General features: G+C 69.9%; 24 protein-coding genes and 1 pseudogene. 10 read left to right on the top strand and 15 right to left on the bottom strand.

Annotated features, from left to right (window positions below):
- Nucleotides 1–2: 2 nt before the first annotated feature.
- The 3 genes from ABGB08_RS41040 to ABGB08_RS41030 all read right to left on the bottom strand — a co-directional run bounded on the left by ABGB08_RS41040 (nucleotide 3) and on the right by ABGB08_RS41030 (nucleotide 3,746).
- Nucleotides 3–602 carry an RNA polymerase sigma factor gene (locus ABGB08_RS41040; protein WP_347601990.1) on the bottom strand — a complete coding sequence of 200 codons (600 nt, stop codon included), beginning with the start codon at nucleotides 600–602 and terminating at the stop codon, nucleotides 3–5.
- Between the two features lie 114 nt (nucleotides 603–716).
- Nucleotides 717–2,351, bottom strand: coding sequence for an amidohydrolase (locus tag ABGB08_RS41035; RefSeq protein WP_347601988.1), 1,635 nt, complete (start codon nucleotides 2,349–2,351; stop codon nucleotides 717–719).
- A gap of 3 nt (nucleotides 2,352–2,354) precedes the next feature.
- Entirely contained in the window at nucleotides 2,355–3,746 is a 1,392-nt protein-coding gene (locus tag ABGB08_RS41030) for an FAD-binding oxidoreductase (protein WP_347601986.1), read from the bottom strand.
- 190 nt (nucleotides 3,747–3,936) lie between these two features.
- On the opposite strand from ABGB08_RS41030, the gene ABGB08_RS41025 reads away from it, so the two are divergent.
- A complete protein-coding gene (locus tag ABGB08_RS41025) occupies nucleotides 3,937–4,971 on the top strand; it encodes a GNAT family N-acetyltransferase (protein WP_347601984.1) in 1,035 nt (344 codons plus the stop codon).
- 277 nt (nucleotides 4,972–5,248) lie between these two features.
- Here the strand turns inward: ABGB08_RS41025 and ABGB08_RS41020 are convergent, their stop codons facing one another.
- A complete protein-coding gene (locus ABGB08_RS41020) occupies nucleotides 5,249–6,220 on the bottom strand; it encodes an oxidoreductase (RefSeq protein ID WP_347601982.1) in 972 nt (323 codons plus the stop codon).
- Between the two features lie 92 nt (nucleotides 6,221–6,312).
- On the opposite strand from ABGB08_RS41020, the gene ABGB08_RS41015 reads away from it, so the two are divergent.
- Nucleotides 6,313–6,891, top strand: coding sequence for a helix-turn-helix domain-containing protein (locus tag ABGB08_RS41015; protein WP_347601980.1), 579 nt, complete (start codon nucleotides 6,313–6,315; stop codon nucleotides 6,889–6,891).
- Nucleotides 6,892–7,533: 642 nt separating this feature from the next.
- On the opposite strand, the pseudogene ABGB08_RS41010 reads toward ABGB08_RS41015, so the two are convergent.
- A pseudogene (locus tag ABGB08_RS41010) lies at nucleotides 7,534–7,959 on the bottom strand (Clp protease N-terminal domain-containing protein); the annotation flags it as partial.
- Nucleotides 7,960–8,174: 215 nt separating this feature from the next.
- Here ABGB08_RS41010 and ABGB08_RS41005 point away from each other — a divergent pair.
- Nucleotides 8,175–8,951: an SDR family oxidoreductase gene (locus ABGB08_RS41005; protein ID WP_347601978.1), complete on the top strand. Its 777-nt coding sequence runs from the start codon at nucleotides 8,175–8,177 to the stop codon at nucleotides 8,949–8,951.
- Nucleotides 8,952–8,956: 5 nt separating this feature from the next.
- On the opposite strand, the gene ABGB08_RS41000 is transcribed toward ABGB08_RS41005, so the two are convergent.
- A complete protein-coding gene (locus tag ABGB08_RS41000) occupies nucleotides 8,957–9,430 on the bottom strand; it encodes a GNAT family N-acetyltransferase (RefSeq protein WP_347602020.1) in 474 nt (157 codons plus the stop codon).
- Between the two features lie 25 nt (nucleotides 9,431–9,455).
- Entirely contained in the window at nucleotides 9,456–9,815 is a 360-nt protein-coding gene (locus ABGB08_RS40995) for a hypothetical protein (RefSeq protein ID WP_347601976.1), read from the bottom strand.
- Between the two features lie 48 nt (nucleotides 9,816–9,863).
- On the opposite strand from ABGB08_RS40995, the gene ABGB08_RS40990 reads away from it, so the two are divergent.
- Nucleotides 9,864–10,724: a hypothetical protein gene (locus tag ABGB08_RS40990; protein WP_347601974.1), complete on the top strand. Its 861-nt coding sequence runs from the start codon at nucleotides 9,864–9,866 to the stop codon at nucleotides 10,722–10,724.
- Nucleotides 10,725–10,756: 32 nt separating this feature from the next.
- Here the strand turns inward: ABGB08_RS40990 and ABGB08_RS40985 are convergent, their stop codons facing one another.
- Together ABGB08_RS40985 and ABGB08_RS40980 are read right to left on the bottom strand one after the other, a co-directional pair.
- Nucleotides 10,757–10,996, bottom strand: a complete 240-nt coding sequence (locus ABGB08_RS40985; RefSeq protein WP_347601972.1) for a hypothetical protein — start codon at nucleotides 10,994–10,996, stop codon at nucleotides 10,757–10,759.
- Nucleotides 10,997–11,264: 268 nt separating this feature from the next.
- Complete coding sequence (locus ABGB08_RS40980; protein WP_347601970.1) at nucleotides 11,265–12,881, bottom strand: DUF222 domain-containing protein; 1,617 nt, start codon at nucleotides 12,879–12,881, stop codon at nucleotides 11,265–11,267.
- A gap of 377 nt (nucleotides 12,882–13,258) precedes the next feature.
- On the opposite strand from ABGB08_RS40980, the gene ABGB08_RS40975 reads away from it, so the two are divergent.
- The gene (locus ABGB08_RS40975; RefSeq protein WP_347601968.1) at nucleotides 13,259–15,490 is read left to right on the top strand and encodes a molybdopterin-dependent oxidoreductase; all 2,232 of its coding nucleotides are present in this window, start codon (nucleotides 13,259–13,261) and stop codon (nucleotides 15,488–15,490) included.
- A 2-nt stretch (nucleotides 15,491–15,492) separates the two neighbouring features.
- On the opposite strand, the gene ABGB08_RS40970 is transcribed toward ABGB08_RS40975, so the two are convergent.
- From ABGB08_RS40970 to ABGB08_RS40955, 4 genes are all read right to left on the bottom strand, one after another.
- Nucleotides 15,493–16,230, bottom strand: a complete 738-nt coding sequence (locus tag ABGB08_RS40970; protein WP_347601966.1) for a DUF72 domain-containing protein — start codon at nucleotides 16,228–16,230, stop codon at nucleotides 15,493–15,495.
- A 34-nt stretch (nucleotides 16,231–16,264) separates the two neighbouring features.
- Nucleotides 16,265–16,534 carry a hypothetical protein gene (locus ABGB08_RS40965; protein ID WP_347601964.1) on the bottom strand — a complete coding sequence of 90 codons (270 nt, stop codon included), beginning with the start codon at nucleotides 16,532–16,534 and terminating at the stop codon, nucleotides 16,265–16,267.
- 452 nt (nucleotides 16,535–16,986) lie between these two features.
- Nucleotides 16,987–17,124 (bottom strand): hypothetical protein, encoded by a 138-nt coding sequence (locus ABGB08_RS40960; RefSeq protein ID WP_347601962.1) that lies wholly within the window; start codon nucleotides 17,122–17,124, stop codon nucleotides 16,987–16,989.
- A 93-nt stretch (nucleotides 17,125–17,217) separates the two neighbouring features.
- Nucleotides 17,218–18,033, bottom strand: a complete 816-nt coding sequence (locus ABGB08_RS40955; protein WP_347601960.1) for a DeoR/GlpR family DNA-binding transcription regulator — start codon at nucleotides 18,031–18,033, stop codon at nucleotides 17,218–17,220.
- A gap of 13 nt (nucleotides 18,034–18,046) precedes the next feature.
- Here ABGB08_RS40955 and ABGB08_RS40950 point away from each other — a divergent pair, with 13 nt between their 5' ends.
- From ABGB08_RS40950 to ABGB08_RS40930, 5 genes are read left to right on the top strand one after another with little or no spacing between them, the layout of a single operon-like run.
- Entirely contained in the window at nucleotides 18,047–19,072 is a 1,026-nt protein-coding gene (locus ABGB08_RS40950; RefSeq protein WP_347601958.1) for an amino acid permease, read from the top strand.
- Entirely contained in the window at nucleotides 19,069–20,544 is a 1,476-nt protein-coding gene (locus ABGB08_RS40945; protein ID WP_347601956.1) for an FGGY family carbohydrate kinase, read from the top strand. The genes ABGB08_RS40950 and ABGB08_RS40945 overlap by 4 nt, the downstream gene beginning before the upstream one ends.
- The gene (locus ABGB08_RS40940) at nucleotides 20,541–21,956 is read left to right on the top strand and encodes an NAD(P)/FAD-dependent oxidoreductase (RefSeq protein ID WP_347601954.1); all 1,416 of its coding nucleotides are present in this window, start codon (nucleotides 20,541–20,543) and stop codon (nucleotides 21,954–21,956) included. The genes ABGB08_RS40945 and ABGB08_RS40940 overlap by 4 nt, the downstream gene beginning before the upstream one ends.
- Nucleotides 21,949–22,773, top strand: a complete 825-nt coding sequence (locus ABGB08_RS40935; protein WP_347601952.1) for an FAD-dependent oxidoreductase — start codon at nucleotides 21,949–21,951, stop codon at nucleotides 22,771–22,773. The genes ABGB08_RS40940 and ABGB08_RS40935 overlap by 8 nt, the downstream gene beginning before the upstream one ends.
- Nucleotides 22,770–22,985, top strand: a complete 216-nt coding sequence (locus tag ABGB08_RS40930; RefSeq protein WP_347601950.1) for a hypothetical protein — start codon at nucleotides 22,770–22,772, stop codon at nucleotides 22,983–22,985. Before ABGB08_RS40935 ends, ABGB08_RS40930 begins: the two co-directional genes overlap by 4 nt.
- Nucleotides 22,986–23,013: 28 nt before the next feature.
- Here ABGB08_RS40930 and ABGB08_RS40925 read toward each other — a convergent pair whose 3' ends face one another.
- Together ABGB08_RS40925 and ABGB08_RS40920 are read right to left on the bottom strand one after the other, a co-directional pair.
- Complete coding sequence (locus tag ABGB08_RS40925; protein ID WP_347601948.1) at nucleotides 23,014–23,766, bottom strand: VOC family protein; 753 nt, start codon at nucleotides 23,764–23,766, stop codon at nucleotides 23,014–23,016.
- A 168-nt stretch (nucleotides 23,767–23,934) separates the two neighbouring features.
- Nucleotides 23,935–24,351 (bottom strand): VOC family protein, encoded by a 417-nt coding sequence (locus tag ABGB08_RS40920; RefSeq protein ID WP_347601946.1) that lies wholly within the window; start codon nucleotides 24,349–24,351, stop codon nucleotides 23,935–23,937.
- Nucleotide 24,352 lies beyond the last annotated feature (1 nt).

Here is a 24,352-nt window from a genome sequence, read left to right as displayed (position 1 = left end):
CGTCAACGGTCCTCTCCTGTGGTCGTCGGTTCGGCGCGGTCCAGCGCGGCGCGGATCGTCTTGCGGGCCCGGTGCAGCCGGGTGCGGACGGCGGCGGAGGTGATGCCGAGCGCCTCGGCCACCTCCTCGCAGCTCAGCCCAGCCCACGCGACCAGCAGCAGCACGTCCCGGTGGGCGTCGGAGATCTTCGCCAGCGCCGCCATCAGCGGTTCCTGCCGGGCCTGGGCGTCCACCCGGCCCGCGACCTGGTCGGCGTGGCCGTCGTCGGCCTCGCCGCGGGGCGTCCGGGAGAGTGCCCGGTAGCGCCGGGCCTCCGCCCGGTGATGCCGCGCGATCAGGTTGGCGACGATCCCGTACAGCCAGGGCTGGGCGTCCTCGCGGGACAGGTCGTAGCGTTCCCGCCGGTCGAACGCGATCAGGAACGTCTCCGCGGCCACGTCGTCGGCCAGGCTCGGGCCCAGCCGCTGCGCCGCGAACCCGTGGATCTGGACGTAGTAGCGGTCGAAGACCGCGGCGAAGCGTTCGGGGTCGCGCCAGGAGTGCTCGATGATCGCCGCATCGCTGACCTCCTCGGCTGCCAGCGCCCGGGTCACCGCGGCCATATCCGGGTCTTTCGTATCATCGCCTGCCTTCCGTAGCGTGAACGGTCGACCTCCTTCGCCGATGGACGGAAAAGTGTTTCACCGGATTCGGTGCGATTCCCAAGCTGTACGGATTTAGTGGACCTGTTCCCCGTCCACAAAGGTGGCGGTGACGCGCGTCGTCCAGATGTCGGCGGGGTCGAGGGTGAACGGGTCGCGGTCGAGGACGGCCAGGTCGGCGGGGCGGCCGGGTTCGAGGATGCCCGCGGGGGAGTCGTTGAGCCAGGCTGAGCCGGAGGTGTACGCGGTCAGGATCGTGCGCAGGGTGAGGCTCTGGCCGGGGAGGAACGGGGTCGCCGCGGTCGGGTATCCGGAATTGTGGGAGCCGGGGGGTTCGGTGCGGTTCACCGCGACGTGCATGGCCTGGATGGGGTCGGCGGAGGAGACCGGCCAGTCGGAGCCCGCGGCCAGGCGGGTGCCGTGCGCGACCAGGCCGGCGAACGGGTACTGCCAGTCGGAGCGCGGGAAGCCCAGGTAGGGGATGCAGAGCTCGTCCATCTGGGCGTGGTGGGTGGCCCAGAGGGGCTGCAGGTTGGCGGTGACGTTCAGGGCGGCGAAGCGGGGGACGTCGGGCGGGGTGACGATCTGCAGGTGGGCGATGTGGTGGCGGTTGGCGGGGTTGGTGCCGGTGAGGGCGTCGAGGGCCTCGCGGACGGCGCGCTCGCCGATGGCGTGGAAGTGGACCTGGAAGCCGAGGGTGTCCAGTTCCTTGACGTAGCCGCCCAGGAGCGCGGGGTCGACGTAGGAGAGGCCGGTGCCGCCGCAGTGACATGCGATCTCATCCCGACTTTTGAGATCGCCGTGGCAGTAGGGCTCGATGACGGCGGCGGTGAAGTTCTCCGCGATGCCGTCTTGCATGATCTTGACGGCGGTGGCGCGGAAGCGGTCCAGGCCTTCGGCGGAGGCCCTTCTGGCGGTCAGGGCGGCGATCTGCTCGGCGCCCTGGGCGCGGTCCCACCAGAGGGCGCCGACGACGCGGGCTTTCAGGGTGCCGGTGGCGGCGGCGGAGATGTAGGTGGGGAGCTGGTCGTCGGAGCCCGCGTAGGAGCCGACGATGGCGTCCTGCCAGCCGGTGATGCCGAGGGAGAACAGGTGCCGCTGGGCGTCGAGGAGGGCGGCGGCCTGGTCGGCGGGGGTGGGGCGGGGGGTCAGGAGGCCGACCAGGTCCATCGCGCCCTCGTGCAGGACGCCGGAGGGGGTGCCGTCGGGGTCGCGTTCGATCCGGCCGTCGGCGGGGTCGGGGGTGTCCTTGGTGATCCCGGCGCGTTCGAGGGCTCGCGTGTTCACCCAGGCCGCGTGGTGATCGCGCTGGATGAGGTAGGCCGGGCGGTCCAGGAAATCCAGCTGCGTCCGGTGCGGCAATCCCCCAGGAAAGGCGGACATATCCCAGCCGCCGCCATCAATCCATGATTTATGCGGATTCTGTGTGGCGTAGTCGGCGATGAAGGTGGTGTAGGCGTCCAGGCCGAACACCTCCGACAGCTCGCACTGGGCGCGTTCCAGGCCCGCCTGGATCGGGTGGATGTGGGCGTCGGTGAAGCCGGGGGTGAGCAGGCCGCCGTCCAGGTCGTACGGCTCGGCGTGCGGCGCGAGCCGTACCAGATCGGATTCCCGGCCGACGGCGGCGATGCGGCCGTCGCGGACCAGGACCGCCTCGGCGAAACCCTCGGGGGTGAAGGCGCGGCCACCGCGGAAGAGCAGGTCGGTCATGTTTCAGTGTCCTGTGATCATGTCGGCGATGCGGGCGAGAACGGAGGTGCGCGGCGTGCCGGTGGCCTCCCGGGCGTCGGCGAGCCGGTAGAGACGGTACATCGCGTGCACGCCCAGCCAGCGCAGGGGCTCCGGCTCCCAGCGGCGTACCCGCCTGCCGACCCAGGGGAGGGTGGTGAGGTCGGTGGCGCGGCCGAGGGCCAGGTCGGCCAGGGTGCGTCCGGCCAGGTTGGTGGCGGTGACGCCGTGGCCGGTGTAGCCGCCCGCCCAGCCGAGGCCGGTCGAGCGGTCCAGGCCGACCGTGGCGCACCAGTCGCGGGGCACGCCGAGGACGCCGGACCAGGCGTGTTCCACTCTGGCGTGTTTCAGCGCCGGGAAGAACGAGGTCAGGAGGTGCCAGAGGGCGTCGACGGTCCAGTCGTGGGTGTGGCCGCGGTCGTCCAGGCGGGAGGCGTACAGGTAGGGGCGGCCGCGGCCGCCGAAGGCGATCCTGTCGTCGGCGGTGCGCTGGGCGTACATGTAGTAGTGGGCCATGTCGCCGAGCAGTTCGCGGCCGCTCCAGCCGATCTCGTCCCAGTTGTCCAGCGGCTCGGTGACGATCATCGAGCTGTTCATCGGGAGCCAGTCGCGGTGGTGGCCCGGCACGGCGGCGGTGAAACCCTCGGTGCAGCGCAGCACCAGGTCCGCGCTGACCGTCCCGCCGGGCGTGACCGCCCGGCCTCGCGCGATCTCCGTGACGGGCGTGCGCTCGTGGAGCTCCACCCCCAGGTTGCGTACGGCTCGCGCCAGCCCTCTGGCCAGCAGGGCGGGCTGGATCCTGGCGCAGTGCGGGCTCCAGGACGCGGCCAGGGCTCCTTCGACGTTGATCCTCGCGGCCATCTCGCGGGTGCTGAGCAGGTCGACGTCCTCGGGGGTCCAGCCCCAGGAGCGCTGGGCGACGATCTCGGCGCGCAGCCGGGCGGTCTGGGCGGGGGTCCTGGCGACGTTGAAGAGGCCGCCTTTGACCAGGTCGGCGTCGATGCCCTCCGCTTGGGCGACCCGGATCACCTCGTCGACGGCGGCGAACATCTCCCGCTGGAACCGGAGCGCGGTGTCCCGTCCGTGGTGTTTCGCGTACCTCGCCGCGGAGCCCGGGAGCAGGCCCGCCAGCCAGCCGCCGTTGCGGCCGGACGCGCCGAATCCCGCGAACTCCTTCTCCAGGACGACGATCCGCAGGGCCGGGTCGAGCTTCTTGAGGTAGTACGCCGTCCATAGGCCGGTGTATCCGGCCCCGACGATGGCGACGTCCGCCTGTACGTCCCCCGCCAGGGGTTCGGTGGGTACGGGCACCCCGATCGAGCGATACCAGAAGGACACGTCCCCGTTGACGAAACCCGGAGCGAGCGGAGCGTTCATGACGCTCATCCTGCTATATCCGTCATAGTCTCCGCATCTGGCGACGGAAGTCGCGGCTGATCCCCCATGTCGCCGCGAGAAGCGAAGGTTTGTAGTGATTTCTTGGTAAAGAAACGACCGCCACACCCTTGTGTAGCAATCGTGTAACAGTTGTTCGGCAGGCTTGTCCGCGATGGAAGGAGCGGAATTCATGGGGTTCCTGCGCATTCGTACGACGGTGGACGAACGTCCCGGACGGCTGGCCTCGCTCGCCTCGGCGCTGGCCGAGAAGGGGGGCAACATACTGGGGCTGTCCGTGCAACCCGACACCGACGGCACGGTGGACGAATTCGTCGCCGAGATCCCCGCCTCGGCCGAGGACGTCCGCGCCGCGCTGGAGGAAGCCGGGGGCCGCCGCGTCCTCGTCCTGCCCGCCAGCGCGCACGAGCTCACCGACGAACCCACCCGCGCCCTGCTCCTGGCGGCCCGCCTGCGCGCGATGCCCTGGCGGCTCCCCGAGATCCTGCGCGAACTCCTGCGCGCCGACGACGCCCGCTGGATCTTCGGCTCGGACATCTCCGGAATGCCGGATCCGACCCTGCTGACCGTGCCCGTCGCCCCGCGCCGCTCCATCCGCCTGCGCCGCTCCGGCCTCCCCTTCACCCTCACTGAGGCCGCCCGCGCCGCCGCCCTCGTCCGCCTCGCCCAGCCCCCCGTCGACCAGCCCGCCGCCGACCACGTCATCCGCTTGCCCGACGGCGCCGAGGTCCAGGTCAAACCCCTCAACCCGCTCTACCGTGAAGCCGTACGCGACCTGCACGAACGCTGCTCGCCCGAATCCCGCCGATTCCGCTACTTCACCGCCATGCCCACCCTCACCCCCCGCATCTTCGACCACCTCTGCGACCGCAAACGCGGCCACTCCATCGTCGCCGGCCGCGACGGCCAGTTCGTCGCCCTCGCCTCCCTCAACTTCACCCCCGACCCCGGCATCGCCGAATTCGCCTTCCTCATCGAAGACCGCTGGCAGGGCCGCGGCCTCGGCACCGCCCTGGCCCGCACCCTCCTCACCGAGGCCCGCGACCTGGGCTTCGCCGAAGTCCGCGCCACCCTTCTCTCCGACAACACCCGCATGCGCCGCCTTCTGCTGTCCTTGGGCGCGACCCTCAACTACACCGAGGACCCAGGCGTTCTCGAGGCCCGCATTCCTGTGGGCGTACTGACGGCGGCGACGCCGTACTCCTGAATGCCGGGCCGGTTCTTGGTCTGGAGGGGCGGAGGCAAGACCCGCCGGGCGATGGCGGGTTCGAGCACGTCCAGGCCAGCGAAGGGGTCAATGGCTGAAGCTGCCGCATTGGCCCGTACTGGTGGGCGAGTTCGCGCTCGATGACCCGGGTCCGTACCCGGCAGCGTCCCGTTCGGTGAGTCTTTTCGTGGCCGTGGTGAGCCCCCGCGGTATCCATGTCGGCCGGCACGACGGACATCCCTGCTGTGGCGAAGCCTTCGGCGAGGGCGAGGCGTGCTCAGCGGTCGGTGGGGTTGTTTCGGGCGTCCACGGCGGCGAGTACGGCTGGGGGTTCGAGGCCGAGCATGGTCAGCGACGCGTCCCACAGCCGGGCGGCCACCTGCGGGTCTCCGGTGGTACGGCGGCTGGGCCGTTGCACCACCGGTCCGCCGCGGGTGCCCAGGCGTGGTGCGTACAACTGCCCGCTGACCGCGTTCGGATCCGTGGCGGCCCGGAGGGTCGGTCCGGCGCCCGTCTCGGCGGAATGGGACGGGACGAGCAGGTAACTGACTCGCATGACGAGTCGCTGCGTGCGACTCGCCTGCTTGGTGCCGAGTTCGGTGCGGGCGAAACCCGGGTCGACGGCCACCGAGATGGTCCGGTGCCCGGCCGCGGCGAGCCGGCGCCCGAGCTCGGCGCTGAACAGGTAGTTCGCCAGCTTGGACTGCGCATATGCGGGGAAGGCCCGGTACCCGCCCCGGTCGAAGTGGGGGTCGTCGAACCTGATCCGGCCGAACCGGTGCGCGCCGCTGGAGAGCGTGACCACCCGGGAACCGGGCGTCGCCACCACGGCCGGCAGGAGCCGCAGGGTGAGCGCCATGTGCCCCAGGTGATTGACGCCGAACTGGGTCTCGTAGCCGTCCACCGTCTTGGCGTACCTGGTGCCGCTGAGCCCCGCGTTGTTGATGAGCAGATCCAGCCGGTCGTGTTCGGCGAGGAACCCCTCGGCGAAGCCGCGCACGCTGGCCTGGTCGCCGAGATCCAGCCGGCGTACCGCGAGCTGCCGGGGATCGACGCCGGTCGCGGTGAGCTCGTCTCGCGCGGCCAGTGCCTTCGCCTCGTTCCGGCAGGCCATCACCACAAGGGCGCCCTGGCCGGCCAGCGCTCGGGCGGTCGACTTGCCGAGGCCGGTGTTGGCGCCGGTGACGATGACGGTCCTGCCGGTCTGGTCTGGCAGGCCGGCGGTGGACCAGGCGCGTGCTGTGCTCATCCTCGATCACTCCTAACCTGAACGTTGGTTCATGATTTATGATGAACTAACGTTCAGGTTGAGCGCAAGGAGTGAGAGGGTGTTCGGGTGCGATGGCTGACAGGGGACTGCGCGCGGACGCGGCGCGGAATCGAACCAACATCGTGCGTGCTGCCCGGGCCCTGATCGCCGCACACGGCGTCGACGTCGGCATGGACGACATCGCCCGCGAGGCCGGAGTCGCGGTCGGCACCCTCTACCGCCACTTTCCCGCCAAGGCGGACCTGATCGCCGCCATCGTGGGCGAGCGGATCGAGGAGATGCTTGCCGACCTTGACGCGGCATCGGCCCGCCTGGACGCCGGCGGCAGCGCCCGCGACGAGCTGGTGGCGCTCGTGACGACGGTGGCTGCCCGGGCAGGGGAGGACCGGTTGCTCAAGGCCGCGGCCGGAGACCTCGTCCGGACTTCCCTGAACGACGTCGAGCACCGCGCGATAGCGGCGCTCCGCCAGATCGTGGCGGCCGGCCATCGGCAGAAGGCCCTTTACCGCGATGTCTCCGCTGACGACGTGGCGCTCATCCTGGCCCTCCTGCCGGGCGAGGAGACGCCGGACCCAGCCCGGCGACGCTGGGTCCAACTAGTCCTGCGCAGCCTCTTGGCGGACGGCGAGGGAGAACCATCGGCGACCTGATCAACGAGCACTCACGCCCCCGCGATCAGGGGTGGCACGACATCCCAGCAGGCTGCCGTCCGGAAGGGGCACGATCTTTGTTCAGGGCTCCCAAAGGACCCAGGGCTGGGGAGCGCTCACCCACCCGGCGGCTACCAGTACCAAGTCTGCCCAAAGACAACCCGATAGCCCTGATTAGGGCTGGGCGGAACCTCCACCGTGCCGCGACTGTCGAGGGCAACCACGGCGATGCCGGGGTCGGGCGGAGCCCGAGAATGAACAGAGGGCTGGGTGGGTGGGCGGTCCACCGTGCCGCCACAGCCGTTTCGGGAGGGCAATCACGGCGATGCCGGGGTCGGGCGGAGCCCGAGGGGAAACAAAGGGATGGGTGGGTGGGAGAACCCCCGCAATCAAGAAACTTGACGAAGGCGGGCCCTAGCTTGCTTGCTCTTCTGGGGCTTCTTCGTCCGGGGTCTCTTTGATGGGAACCCCCGGGTCCGGGGGAGCGCCCATGGCGTCCAGGCGGCGGTTGATGGCGTCCAGGCTGGCCTGGATGCGGAGCAGGAGTGGGTACTGCACGTTCATTCGACGGGTCACCGCGGCGCTGAGCGGGTCGAACGTCTGGGCCAGAGGTTCGTCGGCGCGTTCGCCGGAGGGCTGGCCGAGGATGTCGAGAATTCGTTCGCGTACACGCTGGAGGTGGGCGCCCTGCTCGTACAGGACCTGGGCGGCGACGCCCTCGCCTTCGCGGATCAGGCCGAGCAGGATGTGCTCGGTGCCGATGTAGTTGTGGCTGAACTGGAGCGCCTCCCGCAGGGACAGTTCCAGCACCTTCTTGGCGCGAGGCGTGAACGGAATATGCCCCATGGGCGCGGAAGTGCCGAGACCGATGACCTCCCGGACCTTCTCCCGTACCCCCGCGAGATCGATGCCGCAGTCCCGCAGCGCCTGCGCGGCCACACCTTCGTCCTCGCGTACCAGCCCCAGCAGGATGTGCTCGGTGCCGATGTAGTTGTGCTGCAGCAGCCGTGCCTCCTCCTGGGCCAGGACCACGACGCGCCGGGACCGGTCGGTGAAGCGCTCGAACACGACAGACCTCCGTCATCAAGAAGACGCGTCTCCACTATGCGCCAGAATCAGCGGATCCGGGCAGGACGAAACGCACGAACGCTCTGGTTGGCGATCCCGTGACCGCCCGGACGCACCTGCCGGGACAGAGCTTGCCTGGTCAATGGCCGGGTTTGGGACTCGCGGTGATGTCATGGAACTGGACCCTTTCAGCTGCTCAGAAAGGTGGGACGACGATGTCCACGCACACGGATTCCCAGCCTCTGGAGGGCCGGGTGGCGGTCATCACCGGCGCGTCCAGCGGCATCGGCGAGGCGTCGGCCGAGCGCCTGGCGGGCTTGGGTGCCACGGTCGCGCTCCTGGCCCGCCGCGCCGACCGGCTGGACAGCCTGGTCGAGCGGATCACCAAGAGTGACGGCAGCGCGGTCGCGATGGCCGTCGACGTCACCGACGCCGGAGCTGTACGCGCGGTGGCCGACCGGGTGGCGGGCGAGTTGGGCGGCGCCGACCTGCTGTTCAACAACGCGGGCGTGATGCTCCCCGCGCCGATCGAGGAACTGCGCACCGACCAGTGGCAGGAACAGATCGACCTGAACGTCACCGGCCTGATGAATGTCATCGGCGCGTTCGTCCCGCAACTCGTCGAGGCGGGCGCGGAACACGGCGTCGCCGACCTGATCAACACCGCGTCGATCGCCGCGGAGAACATCTTCCCGAACTTCGCCGTCTACTCCGCGACCAAGGCGTATGTCACGCATCTGTCCCGGCACCTGCGCGTCGAGCTGGGCCCCAAGAAGGTCCGCGTCGCCGCGATCGAGCCCGGCATCGTCGGCACCGAACTCCAGAATCATGTCACCGACGAGGGCGCCCTGCAGTGGCTGGAAGGCTCCAAGAAGACGATCGAGTGGCTGACCCCGGAGGACATCGCCGAGGTCATCGCCTTCATCGCCACCCTTCCGCCCCGAGTGAACCTCCAGCAGGTCACGATCATGCCGACCGCCCAGGCCAGCTGAGGCCCCTACGACCCGGGCCGGACGAACCGTTTGAGCACGCCGTTCGGCCCCGGCCGCTCCGACTCCAGCCGCAGTCCGAGCGCGGTCGCGACCCGCTCGGAGGTCACGTTCCCCGCGTCGGTCTCGGCGACCACCTCGATCGGCCCCACATGATCGAGTACGGCTCGCGCCGCCTCGCTGGCCAGCCCACGCCCCCAATGCAATGGATCTACACTGTAAAGGAGCTCGGCCCCGTCATCCATCGCCCGCAACCCGCACACCCCGACCGCCGCGTCCCCCTCCAGCAGCAGCCACAACCCGTACCCATGTCGCGCGAAGTCGTCGTCACTCTCGTCGAGGATCTCCGCCACCAGCTCCGCCGAGACGGTCTCGTCGTCGAAAAGGAACCGCCGGACCTCCGGCCTGCTCCAGTGCGTCAGCAGCCAGGCCGCGTCCTCGCCCGCGATGGGCCGCAGGACCAGCCGGGTCCCTTTGAGCATGGTCACCCTTAGAGCAAATCACATGTCAGTGGCGACGGTGCCGCCCCAGCGCGTACGCGAAATTGACCAGGACGATGCCGCTCCAGGCGGTGATGATCCCCGGCAGGCCGGCGCCGATGGCCGCGCCCGCCGTCAGCGGGATGGCGATGCCGAGCGAGCCGAGGGCCAGCCCGAGCGCGCGTCCGCCCTCCGCGCGGTCCTCCCGGGCCCGCTCTTTGGGGTTCGGCATCCGCCGGGAGGCCTCGGCCGCGACCTGGGCCGCGATGGTGGCCTCGATCCGGTTGAGGAAGGACTCGGTCAGCGCCGCCTCGTACTCGGGGCCGAGATCGCGCCTCGCCGCGATGGTCGCGCGCAGATCGTCGCGCGGGAAGGAAGGATCCGCCATACCTGACAATCTGCCAGAGATATATCGCGACTGGGTATATGTCGGTACGTGGATCTCAATGACGCCGCGGACACCCTCTACGCGCTGCCTCCCGCCGAATTCACCGCCGCCAGGGACGCCCTCGCCAAAGAGGTCAAAGCCGCAGGAAACGCCACACTGGCCCGCGAGATCGGCAAACTCCGCCGCCCCACCGTCGTCGCCTGGGCCGTGAACCAGCTCGCTCGCCAGAATCCGCCAGAGCTCGCCGAACTCCTCGCCCTGGGCGAGGATCTACGCCGAGCCTGGCAGGACCAGGACGCCAAGACCCTCACCGCCCTCTCCGCCCGCAGAACCCCCCTCACCGCCCGCGTCGCCCGCCTGATCGCCGACCTGGCCGCCTCCTCAGGCCAGCGCCTCACCACCCTCACCGAGGTGGAACAGACTCTCGACGCAGCCGTGGTCGACGCCGAAGCCGCCACCCAGGTACGGCAGGCGACCCTCACCACCGCCCTCGCCTACAGCGGTTTCGCCCCCGCCCCCGTCACGGACCGACCGAGGGCCGCACGCCCCACCGGCCGGAACAAGACCGTCGACCTCGAAGCGCAGCGGGAGCGCCGGGCTCGGGAACTCGCCGAGGCAGCCGCGGCAGCGGAACGCGAAGCCGCGGAGTCGGAGGCGATCCACGCCGATTGGGCACGCGAGTTGGCGCAAGCCGTACAGGAAAGGGATCGGCGGGCCGGGAAGGTGACCGCCCTGGAGACGAAACTAGCGGAACTGGAGGCCAAGCTGACCGACGCGCGGGCGAAACTCGCGCTGGCGGCCAAACGGGCTGATGCGGCGCAACGTGACGAGTCGCGCGCCCGACGCACCGCCGAGGCCGCCCGCGCCCGGGCCGCTGCCGCCGCGAGCAAAACCGTCCGGGACCCGTAGAAGAGGCGTCGTGCGACACATTCGGGCCGCGACTACGTTGAGTGATTTTCGATGGCCGGGCAGTGCTCTGTGCTGCTGGTAGAGCTGAGCTGTTGGTGGAAGAACACGAGCGCGGCATCGAACGATGTCACCGATCCTCCACGGACAATTGCTGGGTTCCGCAACACCTTGAAACTCGAGCTGGCGTTCGCACGTCCGGCGAGGGCGCGGATCGCGCGATGGGCGTAATTGTCCCGGATCTGCTCGTCGGTCGGCCTGTAGGTGGCTGCCACTTCCTGTCGGATATCGGGACCTATTTCCCCGCGAAGGCCGGAGCCGTGACGATGTCCCGCCCCGGGCTTCGGTATGGCAGGCAGACCTCGGTGGGGCGTCCTCATAGCGGAGGCCCGAACTCGGCGAGAGTGCGAGAACGACCGGCCCCTTCGTGGCGAACGCTTCCACACGATCGAGGATTCCATGCTCACAGCCTGCTCGAACACGCGGGCGACCCGATGGCGATCAGCTCGTGATCTTCTGTGGGTCCTTGCGATCTTCTGTTGGTCACTGTCTCCGCACCCATGGTGATGATTTAGTCGCGCTCGTGGGGGGTGAGGTTGCCCGGTCTGCCTGTAGGCGTGCGTCGTCCGCCCGGCGAGGGGCCGGGTGTGGAGTCGGACACGTGACCGGGGTCGGGTGCGATCTCCCGGGCGAGGCCGGGGTTGGGTGCGGGGCTGGTGGGGGCCATGCCGCGGTTGGGTGCGGTATTGCGGGCCATGCCGGAGTCGGGTGTGACGCCCTGGGCGGGGCCGGGGTTGGCTGTGGTGCCCCGGACGCGGCCGGGGTTGCAGTCGGGGTTGTGGGTGCTTGCTGTCCGGGCTGTCCGGGCTGCCCGGGTTGTTGGGGCTGCCAGGAGCGGCCCGGTTGCCCGGGTTGCTGGGGTTGGCGGTGCTGCTGACTGGGCTGTTTGCGGGGGTGGAGTTTGGGGTGGCGGTGGAAGCGCATCACCACGGTGCCGTTGCCTAGGTCGATGATGTCGACCCGGTCGGGGTGGCGGGATTTCCATTTGTTGTCCGGAGTGCACAGGGGGGCGAGGTTGGCCAGGTCGGTGCGGCCGACCGGGTGCCACGGTTGGATGTGGTCGATTTCGCAGAGGTAGGCGGGGATGTGGCAGCCTTCGCGGGCGCAGGTGGTGTATTGGGCGAGGATGGCTTCGCGCTGGTCGGCAGAGGCCAGGCGGCGGGTGCGGCCCAGGTCTAGGAGGGCGCCGTCGGTGTCGCGCAGGACGCGGCGTAGGTCGGCGGTGTAGGCCATGCGGCGGGCGTCGGCGGCTGGGATGGCGGTGCCGTCCTGCAGATAGGCTGGATCCTCGCTTTCGCCGGTGAGGGTCTGTTCGGTGACCGAGACGTGCATGACGGTGCGTCGCCCACCCTGCGACAGGCGCACGGCCAGGGCGTCGGCCATCCGCCGCCCGTGATCACGCCCGTCTTCGGCGCCGTTCTTGACGGCCAGGGGTTCGAGCCAGGTTTGGAACTGCAGGGTCAGTTCCGGGTCCAGCAGGCCGGTGAGGCGGCCCATCCCGTCCAGGGTGGCGGCGATGTTGAGGTGCTGGCGTTCGGTGCGGGCGGCGGCGCGGGCCAGCCTGCCGCCCGGGTCGACGGTCTCCAGGAGCACCTGACCGGCCCGGGTGACATCTTCGACGGTGGCGGCCGGATCGGCGGCCAGGGTGAGGAGGATCGGCTCGGCCAGCCGAGCCTCATCGTCATCCAGAGGCCGGACCGCTGAGGCGACCGCCGCCGCGGCCCCGAACGGCAGGCTGCCCTCGGCCAGCCGCGCGGCCAGATCCGGCAGCCGCGACAGTTGGCGGGCCAGAGTGACCCGCTCCCCCGCCCGGGCGGCACGGGAACCGGTGGCCGCGGCCAGCCACGCCCCGATCGAACGCCGCCCGAACAGTTGGTGGCCTTTGCCGGCATCGGCCACGGCCAGCCGGACCGCGATCGCGGCCTCGGCCCGGTCGATCACCCGCGACCAGGCCACGATCTCGGCCATCGCCGTCTCGGCGTCGGAGGGCACGGGCGAGTCGGCGGCGGTGAGCGCCTCGGCCCGGCGCAGCAGTTCCCGTATCGCCGCTGCGGCCAAACCCGGATCAGGATGATCAGAACAGCCAGGACGATCAGTCATCACCGCGGACCACCTCCTGTCTTGGATCGGCCGGTCGACCTCCTTCATGATATCGCTCACACGTTCGATTCTCAACTCTTCGTATTCGCTTATGTACGAATTGTCAGCAATGTGGTGTTGTCCTTCGTGGTGTGTCAGTGCTGTCCCCTGCTGGGGGTGAGGATTCATGCGAAAGCGCTGCGGGGGCGCTGCAAAGGGGCGCTGCGGGAGCGCTGTGTGTGAGGGATGCGCACTTCGCGTGGTGCCCGGCGCGGCCCGCGGAATCGGAATTGGGCTTGCGAGCTGGCGCGAGCCGTACGGGAAAGGGATCGGTGGGCCGGGACAAGTAGAGGTTTGTTCGGTAGTCTGGGTTCATCTTGTGAACTCAGGAGGCGAGCATGGAGTGGCATTCGACGGCCTGCGTGTTGTGCGCCTGCAACTGCGGCATCGAGATCAAGCTGGACGGCCGGAGATTCGACCGCATACGCGGTGACAAGGCGCATCCGTCCTCGCAGGGCTACACCTGCGAGAAGCCGCTCCGGCTCGACCACTACCAGAACGGTGCCGACCGGCTGACCCACCCGCTCCGCCGCCGCCCCGACGGCGGATTCGAGAGGATCGACTGGGACACCGCGATCCGCGAGGTCGCCGCCGCCTTCGCCGCCACCCGCGACGCCCACGGCGGCGAGACGATCTTCTATTACGGCGGCGGCGGGCAGGGCAACCACCTCGGCGGCTCCTACGCCGGGTCGTTCATGCGCGCCCTCGGTGCCCGCTACCGGTCCAACGCCCTCGCCCAGGAGAAGACCGGCCAGTTCTGGGTCGGCGACCGCATGCTCGGCAACGTCGCCACCGGCGACTTCGACCACTGCGAGGTCGCGCTCTTCATCGGCAAGAACCCCTGGCAGTCGCACGGCATCCCGCGTGCCCGCCCGGCCCTCCGCGAGATCGCCCGCGATCCGGACCGCTGCCTGATCGTCATCGATCCCCGCCGCACCGAGACCGCCGAACTGGCCGACATCCACCTTCGCCCCAAACCCGGCACCGACGCCTGGCTGCTGGCCGCGCTCACCGCCACCCTGGTCCAGGAGGACCTGCTGCCGCACGACTGGCTCGCCGCCCACACCACCGGCCTGGACGAGGTGCGCGACGTGCTCGGCCGTGTCCCGATCGGCCGGTACGCCGACGTCGCCGGAGTGGACGAGGTTTTGATCCGGCGAACCGCCCGCCGCGTCGCCGCCGCCAGCTCGGTGGCCGTGCACGAGGATCTCGGCGTGCAGATGACCCTGCACTCAACCGTCAACAGCTACCTCGACACGCTGATCTGGGCGCTGACCGGCAACGTCGGCCGCCCCGGCACCAACAACCCGCCGATCCTGTTCGCCCCTTTGGTCACGTTCACGCACTGGGGGTCACGCCCGGACCGGTTCAGCCCCGTGGCGGGCGCCCGGATCATCTCCGGCCTGGTCCCCTGTAACGTCATCGCCGACGAGATCCTCACCGAGGATCCGAGACGTTATCGCGCCATGCTCGTCGAGACCGCCAACCCCGCGCACTCGCTGGCCGACTCCCGTCGTATGCGCGAGGCGCTCAACGCCCTCGACCTGCTGGTCGTCATCGACGTCGCCATGACGGAGACCGCCCGCCTGGCCGACTACGTCCTCCCGGCCCCCTCCCAGTTCGAGAAGTGGGAGGCCACGTTCTTCAACCTGGAGACGCCCGCCAACTACTTCCACCTGCGCCGTCCGGTCCTCGACCCTCCGCCCGGTTCCGACCTGCTCCCCGAACCGGAGATCCACGCCCGCCTCTGCGAAGCCATCGACGCCGTCCCCGACGTCACGCCCCTGCGCGAGGCCCTGGCCCAAGGCCGACCCGCCTTCGCCGCCGCCTTCCTGAACGCCCTCGCCGACCCCGCCGTGGCCAAGATCGCGCCCGTCATCCTCTACCGGACCCTCGGCCCGGCCCTCCCCGGCGGCGCCGCCGCGGCCGCCTCTCTCTGGGCGCTCGCCCACAAGGTCGCCCTGGCCCACCCCGCCGCCGTCCGCCGAGCCGGAATCGACGGCGAAGGACTGGCCCTCGGCGACAACCTGTTCGACGCCATCCTCGCCAGCCCCTCCGGGATCGTGTTCACCCTGGACGAGCCCGGTGACGGCCTGACCCGCGTCGGCACCCCCGACGGCAGGATCCACCTGGCCCTCCCCGACCTCCTCGCCGAGATCGCCTCCCTCGGCGACGGCCCTCCGTACGACCCTGACTACCCCTTCGTCCTCTCCGCCGGCGAACGCCGCGCCTTCACCGCCAACACCATCTTCCGCGACCCCGCCTGGCGCAGACGCGACCCCTCCGGCAGCCTCCGCATCAACCCCGCCGACGCCGCCACCCTGGGCCTCGCCAACGGTTCCCCCGCCCGCGTCACCACCCGCCAGGGCACCGTGCAAGTCCCCATCGAAATCACCGAAACCCTGCTACCCGGCCACATCTCCCTCCCCAACGGCCTCGGCCTCACCTACCCCGGCACTCCCGCCACCACCGGAGCCGCCCCCAACGAACTCACCGCCTCAGCCGCCCGCGACCCTCACGCCGGAACCCCGTGGCACAAACACGTCCCCGCCCGAGTAGAGAAGGTGTGAGATCACAGCTCGGTTCTGCTCACCATGTGTCCACGATTCCGGGCCAGATGCGCGAAGCGCACGGCGTCGCGGACGGCCGCGCCGGTCAGGTCGTTGTTGAAGTAGACGTAGGCGTCGTCGAGTCCGTCGAGGCGGGTCAACCACGAGCGGAAGGCGGTGTCCCCGTACGACGGGAAGTTGGCCGATCCTCCCTCATGGAAGCGGAGATAACCCCAATCGGCGGTACGCCACAGAGGCGTCTGAGGGCGGCCGAGCCGATCACTCCAGCACAGGGCGGCGGCGTTCGATTCGAGCACGTCCCGGGTCTCGTCGGTCCACCAGGAGGGATGACGTGGCTCCACGGCGACGCGTACCCCCGAGGGGAAGCAGCTCAGGCAGTCGGCCAGGGCCATCGGATCGGCGTGCAGCGTCGGCGGGAGCTGCAGCAGGACCGGCCCGAGCTTGCCGCCCAGCCCGTCGGCCGCGGCCAGAAGATGCTCGACCGGTTCCTTCGGATCCGCGAGCCGCTTGACATGGGTGAGGTAACGACTCGCCTTGATCGCCATCACGAAGTCGTCTGGCGTACGCTCCCGCCAGCTCTCGAAGGTCTCCCGCCCCGCCAGCCGGTAGAAGGTCCCGTTGTTCTCCACCGTCTGAAAGCACTCGCCATACCGCTCCAGCCACCGCTTCTGCGCGAGGCCGGGCGGATAGAGAACCCCCCGCCAGTCCGCGTACTGCCAGCCTGACGTTCCAACCAACACATAACAACCATATCCCGAGGTCAGCCGGTACGACTCAGGTGGGACACTCACCGGGCCCGCGATACACGGGACCATTCTCGGGCCCGCACGTTGCGGTGCCGGGACCGTGGCGGATCGGGGCGATGCCGTCGCCACAGATCACCTTCACCGCGTAGGCGAACACAGCCGCCTCCCGGCTGTGCTTGCCGTCCTGCTCGTCGTAGACGCCGGCGGCCAGTAACCGCCCGAAGGACTTCGACTGCTCCGGAAACCCTCTGACAAGGATCTGCCGTGCTGGTCTAGCGCAATGGGGCTGATGGCTCATCGTTTCCCCATCGCCGCAGGCGGGTCAGCCGAGGGCGCGTGCGGGGGCGCCCTGGGATTCGAACTTCGGGGAGGTTGCCGGCGTGTACCGCCAGGTGGCGGAAACGGCCCATCGCTTCGGCCACCCAGAATTGGGGGCCGAGACGGTGGACGATCAACGCCTGGGGAATCCGCACCCAGCTGACCACCTCCACGCGTACATCTCCAGGGTGGAGGCCCCACACCAAGGTGGTGCGCGACCAGTGAGCCCAGTTGACTCGGTGAGCGTGCTGGCGATGTCCCATCACCGCGATGGCCGCCGCCCGACGCTGAGCCACCTCATCTAGGTCGGTGATTGTGATCCTGTCGGGTCGCAGAGCGGGCCCATCGCCGATACGCAGGAGGCCTTCGGGCAACGGCTCGACGAAGAACCGCCATCCTGACAGCGTGACCTCGGTGCGCACGCTCGGCCTTTCAGCAGGGGATCCCGTTGGTCCTGTCGGTGGTGTTCACCGACAGGACCGAACTGGTGTGGACTGCATGGTAGGAGGTGATCCGGTAGTCATAGGCACCCTCATCGAAACAGTAGGCGACCAGGTCGCCGGTGAACATCGGACATGCGACGTATACCGATATCCGTACCCGCCTGGTCTGGTATGGCCGGATTGTGGCCCTTCTGCCGAGGACGACGAAGGCGCCTGAGGTCTACTCGGACGCGAGGGTGACGCGGACGCCCGCTGATTCGAGGTGTTTGGACCATTCGTCGGTGATGGAGTTGGTTACCAAATCGTCTACGGCGTCCCAGTTGAGGGTGCCTACTCGGGCGCGGTGGTCGAATTTGCTGGAGTCGGCGACGACGATGGTGCGGGTGGCGCGGCGGACCATCACCTGGGCGACCTCCGCGTCGACGAGGCTGTTCCAGCGGACTCCGGATTCGAGGTCGAGGCCGTCGCAGCCGATCACGGCGAAGTCGGCCGTGAACTGGTCGAGGGCGGCGGTGGCCATCGGGCCGCTGGTGGCGAAGGAGGAGCCGCGCAGGGTGCCGCCGATGACGATCACCTCGAAGACGCCGGCGCCGGCCAGGCGTTCGGCAACGTTCAGGGCGGTGGTGGCTACCCAGAGGGGGTCGCCCCGGCTGGCGAGTTCCTCGCAGAGCGCGAAGGTCGTGCTGCCGTCGTTGATGAACAGGGCCGAACCGGTGGGGATCAGCTCGGCCGCCGCGACGGCGATCATGCCCTTGTTGCGGGCGTTGCGGCGGCGGCGGAGGGTGAACGTCTCGTCCAGGGTGCTGGCGACGGGGACCAGGGACGCGCCGCCCCTGGTGCGCCGGATCAGGCCCTGGCCTTCCAGAGCCGCGAGGTCGCGGCGCACGGTGGCCGGGCTGGCGGCGGCGACCGCCTGGATCTCGTCCAGTGACGCGGTCTCCTGCCGCGCGAGCAGGTCCAGAACGTGCGCGTAGCGCTCTTCGGCGCGGCGCTCCGCCGTCGATCGAACCCCAGCCGATCGCTCATCTTCGCTCAAAGCGTTGTCTCTCGTGATTGAAGCTGATTCAATCTGTCGCATTGATCCTACTTCGCGGAGGTCACGCGATGGGCCAGCCACTGCAGCAGGACGACAGCGTGCTAACAACCTGGCGGTGTGGACCGAACTGGTGTCGGTCGCCGCCTTCGGGATCGTTCTCGTCGCCGTCGGGCTGGCCTCCGGAGGCGGCGAGGGCGTGCACAACCTGACCTCGACCTCCCCGGTGGACGCGTCCGGCTACTGGGCGCTGTTCGGACCCTTCGCCGGCACGGTCGTGCTCGGCGCCTTCACCTTCACCGGCTTCGACTCCGCCGCGGCGCTGGCGGACGAGACCCAGAACCCGCAGCGCGCGGTGCCGCTCGGCATCATCCGGGCGTCGGTCGCGGCGGCCCTCATGGGCCTGCTGTTCCTCATCGGCGTCACCGTGGCCGGGCAGGGCGACTGGGCCGCCATCGGCGCGGCCGCCTCCCCGGTCGGGCACATCGCCCAGGATCGGCTCGGCTCGGTCCTGGGCAACACCTTCATCGTCTTCGTCGCGATCGCGATCTTCGCCAACAGCATGCTGCAGACCATGGTGGCCAGCCGCCTGATCTGGGCGATCAGCCGCGACAACCGTTTCCCCGGCAGCTCGATCTTCCACCGGGTCCAGAAGGCGTCCGGCACGCCCGCGAACGCGATCATGCTCGCCACGCTCATCGAGATCGTGGTCATCGTCGGGTTCACCACGTTCAGCGACCTCATCGCCTCCGTGCTCATCCCCGTCGGCGTGTACGGCGTGATCAGCGTGGCCTACCTGTTCCGCAGATCACGCTTCCCCGTCATGCCCGGAGCCTTCTCGCTGGGGCGCTTCGATCTGGCGGCGGCGCTGGGCGCGTGCGCGTGGACCGTGCTGATACTGGTCCTGGTGATCGGCCGCGAGGAGAATCACAAACCGGCGCTGGTCGCGGCCGGGGTGTTCGCGAGTGGCCTGATCTGGTGGGCCGTTCTCCGGTTCACGGCTCCGCGGCGATTGCTTCACGAAGGAGAACGCGCGAAATGAGCATCCGTGTCTACGCGGGCGTCGACCAGGGGACCACGAGCACCTTCACCGGGCTCTACGACGAGGAAGGCCGCTGCGTGGCGTCGGCGCGGCGGCGATCGGCCACGTCGCATCCGCGTCCCGGCTGGGACGAGCAGGACGGCCTGGCGCTGCTCGCGGCCATCGAGGACACCGTCGCCGAAGCCCTCGCGCGGGTCGAGGGCGGCGCCGAACTGGCCGGGATCGGGCTGGCGAACCAGGGCGAGAGCGTGATCGCCTTCGACCGCAGGACAGGGGAGCCGCTGTCTCCGGCGATCCTCTGGTCAGATCGGCGGGCGACCGAGGTGGTCGAGCCGATGGCGGGTACGCCGCAGCAGCACGAACTGGAGGAACGCACCGGTCTGCCGCTGGATCCGTACTTCTCGGCGGGGAAGATCGCCTGGATGCTGCGGAACCTTCCCGCCGTCCAGGAGGCCGCCGAGCATCTCGCGGTGGGCACGCTCGACAGTTTCTTCATCTACCACCTCACCGGGGGCGAGTTCATCACAGATCCATCCACCGGCAGCAGGACCCAGCTGATGGACCTCGACACGCTCGAATTCGACGAAGGCTGCGCAGGGGCGTACGGGATAGATATCCGCACGCTCCCTCGCATCGTGGACACGATCGTCAGCGAGCCGCTGCCGACGCGCCTCGGCGCGCCGCTCTATGCGAGCTCCTGCGACCAGCAGGCCGCGCTGGCCGCCGTCGGCGGCATCAGCGCCGGCGACGTCAAGATCACGTACGGCACCGGCTGCTTCATCGAAGCCAACGCCGGACCCAAACCCCGGCGGCCCGGAAACGGCCTGATGCCGACGTTCGCCTGGTCGATGGGCCAGACCAGGGCGTGGGCCATCGAAGGCGGCGTGTTCACGGCCGCGACGGCGGTCGACTGGCTGGTCTCGCTCGGGCTCGCCCCGGACGCCGCCGCCGTGAGCGCGCTGGCCGCCGGCGGGAATCCGGGGACCATGTTCCTGCCGAGCTTCAGCGGCGTCGGCGCGCCCTGGTGGCGTCCCGGCGCGGCGGGCGTGCTGTCCGGCCTGCGCGCCTCGACCACCCCCGCCGACATCGCCCGCGCCGTGCTCGAGGGAGTGGCCAACCGGGTCGCCGACGTGATCGACGCCGTCGAACGGGAGCAGGACCCGCCCGAGGCGCTGCGCGTCGACGGCGGTCTGAGCGCCAGCGCCACCCTGCTGCAACTCCAGGCCGACCTGTGCGGGCGCGCGATCCTCCCGGCCGTCAACCGGGACAGCACCGCCGCCGGAGTCGCCGGGTTCGCCGCCATGGGGGCCGGTGAACTCGACCTGCCCGGGCTCGCCGCCCGGGCCGCGTTCCACCCGCCGGTCGAGCCGCGCCGCGACGCCGCCTGGCGGGAGGAGCACCGGGCCCGCTGGCGCCGTTTCGTCGCCGCGACGCGCGGCATCGATCCCAGTGAACTCGAGGTCTCCCGTTGATTTATGACGTCGCCATCATCGGGGCCGGAGTGATCGGCTCCGCCATCGCGGCGCGGCTGTCGCGCTGCCGGTTGCGCGTCCTGTGGCTCGAAGCCGCCCACGACGTGGCCGAAGGCGCGTCGAAGGCCAACTCCGGCATCGCGGGCACCGGCTACGACATGCCCACGGGAACGCTCGAATCCGATCTGGTCCTGGCCTCGCGCGACACCTGGGAGTCGACCTGCGAAGCCCTCGACGTCCCGTTCGAGCGGGTCGGCTCCCTCTCGTTCGCGTTCGACGAGGACGACCTCGCGAAAGTGGAGAAACTCGCCGAACAGGCCGCCAACGCGGGCGCCGGGTTCGAGGTGCTCGAAGGCGCGCGGCTCCGCGAAACCGCCGCCGGGATGGCCCCGGACGCGCTGGCCGCCCTGCACGTGCCCGGCGAGGCCGTCGTCGACCCGATCCGGCTGACCATCGGCCGGGCCCGGCTCGCCGTCACCAACGGGGTCGAGCTGCGCTGCTCGACCCCGGCCACCGGCTTCCTGCACGATCGGGACGGGCGCATCACCCACGTCGTGACCCCCGGGGAGACCTTCGCGGTCGGCGCGGTCGTCAACGCGGCCGGCGTCAACGGCGACGTGATCGCCCGCGCCGCCAAGGCCGAATCGTTCGAGATATGGCCGCGCAAGGGCATGTTCCTCCTGCTCGACCGGGCGGTCGGCGAACGAATCACCAAGATCCTCACGACCATCCCGACCGAGCACACCCGCGGCGTCCTCGCGGTGCCGACCACGAACCGGACGGTCCTGGTCGGGCCCACCGCCACCGACGAAACCGATAAGACCGACAAGACCACCGACGAGCAGACGCTCGACTGGATCTGGCGGCGGGCCGGCAACCTGATCCCGGCCCTGTCCCGCGACCACGTCATCAAGGTCTTCGCGGGCCTGCGCCCGGCGGCCGACCGTACCTACCGCATCGAGGTGTCCGCCCAGGTCCCGAACCTCGTGCACGCGACCGGGATCCGCTCGACCGGCGTGCAGTCCTCCCCGGCGGTCGCCGACCTGGTCTGCTCGCTGCTCGAATCCATCGGCGTCCCGCTGACCCCGCGCCCGGATTCGCGGGTACGGCTCCCGCGCGTCCCCCGCCTGGCCGAGCTGTCCAGCGCGGACGCGGCCTCGCTCGCGAATTCGACGGTGGTGTGCGCGTGCGAGCACGTGACCGCCGCCGAGATCCAGGCGGCCTGCACGGGCGCCGTGCCGGCCCGATCACTCGACGGCGTACGCAAACGCACCCGCGCCATGGCCGGACGCTGCCAGGGCGCCTACTGCTCGGTCGGGGTGGGATTCATCCTGTCCGTCCAGCACGGATATGAACCGTGGAACGTCCCGCAGGGCGAGCCGGGTTCGGAATGGGGGGTCGGCGGTGCCTGAACCGGCGCACATCGTCGTCGCCGGGTCCGGCCTGTCCGGGCTGGCCTGCGCCGCGGCGCTCGGACGGGAAGCCCGCGTCACCGTGTTCGAGCGGCTGCCCGTCATCGGGGGTGAACATTGGGAGGATCGCGCGCACGTCGACCTGCGGGCCAGGGCGGAGGCGCGAGGCGTCGAGTTCGCCGCCGGGACGCAGGCGGTGCGGTGGGAGGGGGACCGGCTGCTGGCCATCGGCCAGTCCGGCGGGCTCCACCCGGCCCACGCGCTGGTCGTCGCCACCGGTCATCGTCCCCGGACCCGGGCGGAATCACGGGTGGACGGCGCGCGCACCGGGGGAGTGATCCCGGCCACCGTCGCGGCCCACCTGCTGGCGCGACGGGTCATCCTCGGGCGGAATGTGGTGATACTCGGCGCCGGGCGATGGGCCAGGGAGGTCGCCGTCGAAGCCCTCAGGGCCGGAGCGTGCACGGTTCTCGGCTCGCCGTGGCTCGACTTCCCGGCCACCGCCGAGGTCCTGCCCGGTGTCCGGGTCGTACGCACGCTGGGGACGCCCAGGATCCAGTCGATCGAGGTCTCCGACGGCGAACGCACCTGGACGCGGGTGTGCGACTCGCTCGTGCTCGCCGACGGCCATGTCCCGTACCGCAACGTCGACGGAGCCGTGCTCGACCGCCCGGGAGTGATCTTCGCCCAGGACCTGGCCGACGACGAGCCCGGCTGGTCCCCGATCGAGGCGGGCATCCAGGCGGCCACCCTGGCCCTTCAGCAGCGCGCTCCCCGTGACCACGTCCCGACGACCCTACGGATCGGACACCCATGAAGGTCTCTTCGCCGGTAGGCACATTCCTCTTCACCTTCGACAAGATCCGACTACACGGGTCCCGAATCACCGTCCACGGACATATGGGCGCCTGGCCCTCGGAGATCGAGGTCGGCATCGAGGACGTGCCGAAGACGGCATGGCTCGCACTCGGCGCGGTCACGCTGGTTTCGGCGCTGGCGGTCTCCCGCCGCCGCGCTACCTCCCGCTGACTCCGGTATGGGGGCGCCCATGGCGCGGTCAGGCGGCCTGCCAGGCGGCGAAGGGTGCGTTCATCGGGTCGCCAAAGACCGCGAAACGGCCGGTGCCGGGCACGTCGACCGGGCCGAGCAGCACTCTGCCGCCGAGGCCGAGCGCCTGGTCGATGGTGGCGTCGAGGTTGGCGGTGCCGAAATAGACGAGCCAGCGCGGCGGGATCTCGGCCGGGAACCGGTCGTCGATGCCGAGCATCCCGGCGACCGGGCTGCCCTCGGACAACATGGGCGTGTACTGCTTCGCCGGGATTCCGGGAGTCCACCCGAAAACCTTCCCGTAGAAGCTCTTCGCCTCTTCCACGTCGTTGGTCACCAGCTCGAACAGGTTGACCGAACCCGGCTCGTTGATCAGCTCGGCGCCCTCGTGCTGGTCGGCCTGCCAGACCCCCACGTACGCGCCGGTCGGATCCTGGAAGACGGCCACGGTCCCCTCACCCGTGATCTCCATCGGCTCGGCCACGACGTTCGCCCCGGCTTCCCTGGCCAGCTCGACGCTCTTCGCCGCGTCATCGGTGGCGATGTAGATGTTCCACAGGGTGGGCGACTCGGGGCCCATGGTCGAGCCGATCCCCGCGACGGACTTGTCCCGGCGGTAGAACTGGCCGTAGCCGCCGATCTCGTCGAACTCGATGGTCCAGCCGAAGATCTGCCCATAGAACCCGACCGACTCATCGACATTCACAGTCGACAGATCCACCCAGCACGGCATCCCCGGCCGATACTTCGTGATCACTGCCATACCACCCCTCCTTCGCGTGGCCCTCTATGGCTCCGACGCCCCAGAACCCCCGAAAAATCCTGCTTTTGCGCGATCTCGTCGAAGGGTTTACTCCGGAGGCCCGGATGTCCGGGAGGGATCAACGACAGGCAATCGCCCCATGAAGCGCCCGGTTCGCGGGACCGGAGCTCACCGCTTGCGCGGCTGGTTGAAGCGCAGCATGTTGCCGGAGGGATCGCGGAAGGCGCAGTCGCGGACGCCGTACGGCTGGTCGATCGGCTCCTGCAGCACCTCGGCGCCCGCTGCGCTGATGCGCTCGAAGGTGGCGTCACAGTCGTCGGTCCTGAAGATGACACCGCGCAGCTGGCCCTTCGCCAGCAGTTCCGCCATGGCCTCCTTGTCGGCGGGCGAGGCGTTCGGGTTCGCGAGGGGCGGTTCGAGGACGATGTCCACGTCGGGCTGCGACGGCGCCCCGACGGTCACCCAGCGCATCCCCTCGAACCCGACGTCGTTGCGCACCTCGAAGCCGAGAACGTCCCGGTAGAAGGCGATCGCCTTGTCATGGTCGTCGACTGCGATGAAGCACGTTGAAAGCTTGATGTCCATG

The sequence above is a fragment of the Acrocarpospora sp. B8E8 genome (genome assembly GCF_039871605.1).
Classification (GTDB): domain Bacteria; phylum Actinomycetota; class Actinomycetes; order Streptosporangiales; family Streptosporangiaceae; genus Acrocarpospora; species Acrocarpospora macrocephala.
This window is presented reverse-complemented; position numbering and strand designations above follow the sequence as displayed.

Bases quoted from the DNA above. Each gene is read 5' to 3' on its own strand.
- ABGB08_RS41040 (WP_347601990.1), bottom strand. From the start codon at position 602: ATGGCCGCGGTGACCCGGGCGCTGGCAGCCGAGGAGGTCAGCGATGCG.
- ABGB08_RS41030 (WP_347601986.1), bottom strand. From the start codon at position 3,746: ATGAACGCTCCGCTCGCTCCGGGTTTCGTCAACGGGGACGTGTCCTTC.
- ABGB08_RS41000 (WP_347602020.1), bottom strand. From the start codon at position 9,430: ATGCTCAAAGGGACCCGGCTGGTCCTGCGGCCCATCGCGGGCGAGGAC.
- ABGB08_RS41005 (WP_347601978.1), top strand. From the start codon at position 8,175: ATGTCCACGCACACGGATTCCCAGCCTCTGGAGGGCCGGGTGGCGGTC.
- ABGB08_RS40975 (WP_347601968.1), top strand. From the start codon at position 13,259: ATGGAGTGGCATTCGACGGCCTGCGTGTTGTGCGCCTGCAACTGCGGC.
- ABGB08_RS40980 (WP_347601970.1), bottom strand. From the start codon at position 12,881: ATGACTGATCGTCCTGGCTGTTCTGATCATCCTGATCCGGGTTTGGCC.
- ABGB08_RS40925 (WP_347601948.1), bottom strand. From the start codon at position 23,766: ATGGCAGTGATCACGAAGTATCGGCCGGGGATGCCGTGCTGGGTGGAT.
- ABGB08_RS40960 (WP_347601962.1), bottom strand. From the start codon at position 17,124: ATGTTCACCGGCGACCTGGTCGCCTACTGTTTCGATGAGGGTGCCTAT.
- ABGB08_RS40930 (WP_347601950.1), top strand. From the start codon at position 22,770: ATGAAGGTCTCTTCGCCGGTAGGCACATTCCTCTTCACCTTCGACAAG.
- ABGB08_RS40965 (WP_347601964.1), bottom strand. From the start codon at position 16,534: ATGAGCCATCAGCCCCATTGCGCTAGACCAGCACGGCAGATCCTTGTC.
- ABGB08_RS41025 (WP_347601984.1), top strand. From the start codon at position 3,937: ATGGGGTTCCTGCGCATTCGTACGACGGTGGACGAACGTCCCGGACGG.
- ABGB08_RS40995 (WP_347601976.1), bottom strand. From the start codon at position 9,815: ATGGCGGATCCTTCCTTCCCGCGCGACGATCTGCGCGCGACCATCGCG.
- ABGB08_RS41020 (WP_347601982.1), bottom strand. From the start codon at position 6,220: ATGAGCACAGCACGCGCCTGGTCCACCGCCGGCCTGCCAGACCAGACC.
- ABGB08_RS40920 (WP_347601946.1), bottom strand. From the start codon at position 24,351: ATGGACATCAAGCTTTCAACGTGCTTCATCGCAGTCGACGACCATGAC.
- ABGB08_RS41035 (WP_347601988.1), bottom strand. From the start codon at position 2,351: ATGACCGACCTGCTCTTCCGCGGTGGCCGCGCCTTCACCCCCGAGGGT.
- ABGB08_RS40945 (WP_347601956.1), top strand. From the start codon at position 19,069: ATGAGCATCCGTGTCTACGCGGGCGTCGACCAGGGGACCACGAGCACC.
- ABGB08_RS41015 (WP_347601980.1), top strand. From the start codon at position 6,313: ATGGCTGACAGGGGACTGCGCGCGGACGCGGCGCGGAATCGAACCAAC.